This is a genomic window from Micromonospora zhanjiangensis (assembly GCF_042650605.1).
GTDB classification, from domain to species: Bacteria; Actinomycetota; Actinomycetes; order Mycobacteriales; family Micromonosporaceae; genus Micromonospora_J; species Micromonospora_J zhanjiangensis.
In genome coordinates this window covers 1-5,303 of record NZ_JBHSBN010000139.1, presented here as the reverse complement: position 1 = coordinate 5,303, position 5,303 = coordinate 1, and the positions used below count along the sequence as shown (strand labels likewise).

The window sequence follows — 5,303 nt, the reverse complement described above, 5'->3', positions numbered from 1 at the left end:
GCTGGTTCGGCTGGGATTCCTTTGGCAACATTTTTGTTGTCAGGATTTTCTCTAATTTTTTGTTGGAGAGTTTGATCCTGGCTCAGGACGAACGCTGGCGGCGTGCTTAACACATGCAAGTCGAGCGGAAAGGCCCTTCGGGGTACTCGAGCGGCGAACGGGTGAGTAACACGTGAGTAACCTGCCCCAGGCTTTGGGATAACCCTCGGAAACGGGGGCTAATACCGGATATGACCTCCTGTCGCATGGTGGGGGGTGGAAAGTTTTTCGGCTTGGGATGGGCTCGCGGCCTATCAGCTTGTTGGTGGGGTGATGGCCTACCAAGGCGACGACGGGTAGCCGGCCTGAGAGGGCGACCGGCCACACTGGGACTGAGACACGGCCCAGACTCCTACGGGAGGCAGCAGTGGGGAATATTGCACAATGGGCGGAAGCCTGATGCAGCGACGCCGCGTGAGGGATGACGGCCTTCGGGTTGTAAACCTCTTTCAGCAGGGACGAAGCGTGAGTGACGGTACCTGCAGAAGAAGCGCCGGCCAACTACGTGCCAGCAGCCGCGGTAAGACGTAGGGCGCGAGCGTTGTCCGGATTTATTGGGCGTAAAGAGCTCGTAGGCGGCTTGTCGCGTCGACTGTGAAAACCCGCAGCTCAACTGCGGGCCTGCAGCCGATACGGGCAGGCTAGAGTTCGGTAGGGGAGACTGGAATTCCTGGTGTAGCGGTGAAATGCGCAGATATCAGGAGGAACACCGGTGGCGAAGGCGGGTCTCTGGGCCGATACTGACGCTGAGGAGCGAAAGCGTGGGGAGCGAACAGGATTAGATACCCTGGTAGTCCACGCTGTAAACGTTGGGCGCTAGGTGTGGGGGGCCTCTCCGGTTTCCTGTGCCGCAGCTAACGCATTAAGCGCCCCGCCTGGGGAGTACGGCCGCAAGGCTAAAACTCAAAGGAATTGACGGGGGCCCGCACAAGCGGCGGAGCATGCGGATTAATTCGATGCAACGCGAAGAACCTTACCTGGGTTTGACATGGCCGCAAAACCTTCAGAGATGGAGGGTCCTTCGGGGGCGGTCACAGGTGGTGCATGGCTGTCGTCAGCTCGTGTCGTGAGATGTTGGGTTAAGTCCCGCAACGAGCGCAACCCTCGTTCGATGTTGCCAGCGCGTTATGGCGGGGACTCATCGAAGACTGCCGGGGTCAACTCGGAGGAAGGTGGGGATGACGTCAAGTCATCATGCCCCTTATGTCCAGGGCTTCACGCATGCTACAATGGCCGGTACAATGGGTTGCGATACCGTGAGGTGGAGCGAATCCCAAAAAGCCGGTCTCAGTTCGGATCGGGGTCTGCAACTCGACCCCGTGAAGTCGGAGTCGCTAGTAATCGCAGATCAGCAACGCTGCGGTGAATACGTTCCCGGGCCTTGTACACACCGCCCGTCACGTCACGAAAGTCGGCAACACCCGAAGCCGGTGGCCCAACCCCCTTGCGGGGAGGGAGCCGTCGAAGGTGGGGCTGGCGATTGGGACGAAGTCGTAACAAGGTAGCCGTACCGGAAGGTGCGGCTGGATCACCTCCTTTCTAAGGAGCACCATCCGTCGAAAGACGGCATGGAGCCCACACCATCCGAACGTGGTGGTGGGGTGCTCAGATGGCGGAGACACTGGCGAGCTTTCGGTGGGCAACGGCCTACCCGGCTAGTACGTGCCGGCCTTTCGGGGTCGGTGGTGGAACGTTCGGGTTGGTGCGGCTTGCTGGAGGTGTAGAGCATCCTGTTGGGTCCTGAAAGAACAAACCCTGGGGTTTGTTGTTTCAGAGCCTTGAGCCAAGATCTTTTCCTGCCCAGTGTGGTGGGGGGTTTTGGTGGGCTGCCAGGCATGGCCTGGTCTCGCATACCGCCGGCGTGGGTCGGGTTTGGTGTGGGGCTGTGGGTTGTGGGTTGGTCGTTTGTTGAGAATTGCACAGTGGACGCGAGCATCTTTGTGGTCAAGTTGTCAAGGGCGAACGGTGGATGCCTTGGCACCAGGAGCCGATGAAGGACGTGGGAGGCCGCGATAGGCCTGGGGGAGCTGTCAACCGAGCTGTGATCCCAGGGTGTCCGAATGGGGTAACCCGGCATCAGTCATGTGATGTCACCTGCACCTGAACTCATAGGGTGTGTGGAGGGAACGCGGGGAAGTGAAACATCTCAGTACCCGTAGGAAGAGAAAACAACATGTGATTCCGTGAGTAGTGGCGAGCGAAAGCGGATTGAGGCTAAACCGGTTGCGTGTGATACCTGTCAGGGGTTGCGTGGTCGGGGTTGTGGGACTTCACGAAACAAGCTGACACTTGTTTGAGGAGTGATAAAACCAGTTGCTAGCTGAACAGTCTGGGAAGGCTGACCGTAGACGGTGATAGTCCGGTAGGTGAAAGTTGCTGGTCTTCTGTGGATGTTCCCGAGTAGCGGCGGACCCCTGAAATCTGCCGTGAATCTGCCAGGACCACCTGGTAAGCCTGAATACTTCCTGGTGACCGATAGCGGATAGTACCGTGAGGGAATGGTGAAAAGTACCCCGGGAGGGGAGTGAAATAGTACCTGAAACCGTTCGCCTACAATCCGTCAGAGCCTTTTGGGGTGATGGCGTGCCTTTTGAAGAATGAGCCTGCGAGTTAGTGGCATGTGGCGAGGTTAACCCGGGTGGGGGAGCCGTAGCGAAAGCGAGTCTGAATAGGGCGATTTTAGTCGCGTGTCCTAGACCCGAAGCGGAGTGATCTAGCCATGGGCAGGCTGAAGCGTGGGTAAGACCGCGTGGAGGGCCGAACCCACCAACGTTGAAAAGTTGGGGGATGACCTGTGGTTAGGGGTGAAAGGCCAATCAAACTCCGTGATAGCTGGTTCTCCCCGAAATGCATTTAGGTGCAGCGTCACGTGTTTCTTGCCGGAGGTAGAGCACTGGATGGTCTAGGGGGCCTACAAGCTTACCGAAATCAGCCAAACTCCGAATGCCGGTAAGTGAGAGCGTGGCAGTGAGACTGCGGGGGATAAGCTTCGTAGTCGAGAGGGAAACAGCCCAGATCACCAGCTAAGGCCCCTAAGCGTGTGCTAAGTGGAAAAGGATGTGGGGTCGCATAGACAACCAGGAGGTTGGCTTAGAAGCAGCCATCCTTTAAAGAGTGCGTAATAGCTCACTGGTCAAGTGGTTCCGCGCCGACAATGTAGCGGGGCTCAAGCACACCGCCGAAGCTGTGGCACTCACACTGAACCAGGCATGTCCCTTCGGGGTTGTGTCCAGGTGTGTGGGTGGGTAGGGGAGCGTCGTGCCGGGGGTGAAGCAGCGGGGTGACCCAGTTGTGGACGCGGCACGAGTGAGAATGCAGGCATGAGTAGCGAAAGAAGGGTGAGAAACCCTTCCGCCGGATGACCAAGGGTTCCAGGGCCAGGCTAATCCGCCCTGGGTGAGTCGGGACCTAAGGCGAGGCCGAGAGGCGTAGTCGATGGACAACGGGTTGATATTCCCGTACCCGCGAAGGAGCGCCCATGATGAACCTCGTTGTGCTAACCACCCGAACCTCAGGCGGTCTTCGGACCAAGTGAGGGGAGCGTGGGATCCTGGCGGGTAGTAGTCAAGCGATGGGGTGACGCAGGAAGGTAGCTGATCCCGGCCGGTGGTTGTGCCGGGGTAAGCGTGTAGCCCGCACCATAGGCAAATCCGTGGTGCACGAGGGTGAGACGTGATGCCGAGCCGATTCAGGTGAAGTCAGTGATCCTATGCTGCCGAGAAAAGCCTCTAGCGAGCTTCGAGCGGCCCGTACCCCAAACCGACACAGGTGGTCAGGTAGAGAATACCGAGGCGATCGGGCGAACTGTGGTTAAGGAACTCGGCAAATTGCCCCCGTAACTTAGGGAGAAGGGGGGCCGGACGCGTGAAGGCACTTGCTGCTGGAGCGTGGTATGGCCGCAGAGACCAGAGGGAAGCGACTGTTTACTAAAAACACAGGTCCATGCGAAGAAGTAATTCGATGTATATGGACTGACGCCTGCCCGGTGCTGGAACGTTAAGGGGACCGGTTAGTCCTTTCGAGGGCGAAGCTGAGAACTTAAGCGCCAGTAAACGGCGGTGGTAACTATAACCATCCTAAGGTAGCGAAATTCCTTGTCGGGTAAGTTCCGACCTGCACGAATGGCGTAACGACTTCCCTACTGTCTCAACCACAGGCCCGGCGAAATTGCATTACGAGTAAAGATGCTCGTTACGCGCGGCAGGACGGAAAGACCCCGGGACCTTTACTATAGCTTGACATTGGTATCCGAATTAGCTTGTGTAGGATAGGTGGGAGCCGGTGAAGTCCATACGCCAGTATGGGTGGAGGCAATCTTGAAATACCACTCTGGTTGGTTTGGGTATCTAACTTCGGACCGTGATCCGGTTCAGGGACAGTGTCTGGTGGGTAGTTTAACTGGGGCGGTTGCCTCCTAAAGGGTAACGGAGGCGCCCAAAGGTTCCCTCAGCCTGGTTGGCAATCAGGTGTTGAGTGCAAGTACACAAGGGAGCTTGACTGTGAGACTGACAGGTCGAGCAGGGACGAAAGTCGGGACTAGTGATCCGGCACTTGCGTGTGGAAGCGGTGTCGCTCAACGGATAAAAGGTACCCCGGGGATAACAGGCTGATCTTCCCCAAGAGTCCATATCGACGGGATGGTTTGGCACCTCGATGTCGGCTCGTCGCATCCTGGGGCTGTAGCAGGTCCCAAGGGTTGGGCTGTTCGCCCATTAAAGCGGTACGCGAGCTGGGTTTAGAACGTCGTGAGACAGTTCGGTCCCTATCCGCCGTGCGCGTAGGATACTTGAGAAGGGCTGTCCCTAGTACGAGAGGACCGGGACGGACGAACCTCTGGTGTGCCAGTTGTCCCGCCAGGGGCACGGCTGGTTAGCTACGTTCGGAAGGGATAACCGCTGAAAGCATCTAAGCGGGAAGCTCGCTTCAAGATGAGGTATCCCACCACTCTTCGGGGTGGGTAAGGCCCCCAGCTAGACGACTGGGTTGATAGGCCGGAAATGTAAGCCCGGTAACGGGTTCAGTTGACCGGTACTAATAGGCCGAGGACTTGACCTACAAAGCTGCTACGCGTCCACTGTGCAACTCCCGACAAACGAACACCACTCCCGAAGACAGGGTTGTTGGTGTTTGACAAGTCGATAGAGTTACGGCGGTCATAGCGGAGGGGAAACGCCCGGCAACATTCCGAACCCGGAAGCTAAGCCCTCCAGCGCCGATGGTACTGCACCCGGGAGGGTGTGGGAGAGTAGGACACCGCCGGACAA

Annotated in this window: 3 rRNA genes; all 3 read left to right on the top strand. The window is 57.9% G+C overall.

Annotation, left to right across the window (positions count from 1 at the left end):
• The first annotated feature begins 59 nt into the window (after positions 1 to 59).
• Positions 60 to 1,578, top strand: a 16S ribosomal RNA gene (locus ACFOX0_RS34325).
• A 403-nt stretch (positions 1,579 to 1,981) separates the two neighbouring features.
• Positions 1,982 to 5,094, top strand: a 23S ribosomal RNA gene (locus ACFOX0_RS34320).
• 90 nt (positions 5,095 to 5,184) lie between these two features.
• Positions 5,185 to 5,301: ribosomal RNA gene (gene rrf, locus ACFOX0_RS34315) — 5S ribosomal RNA — on the top strand.
• Together the 16S, 23S and 5S rRNA genes form the textbook arrangement of a ribosomal RNA operon.
• Positions 5,302 to 5,303: the final 2 nt, after the last annotated feature.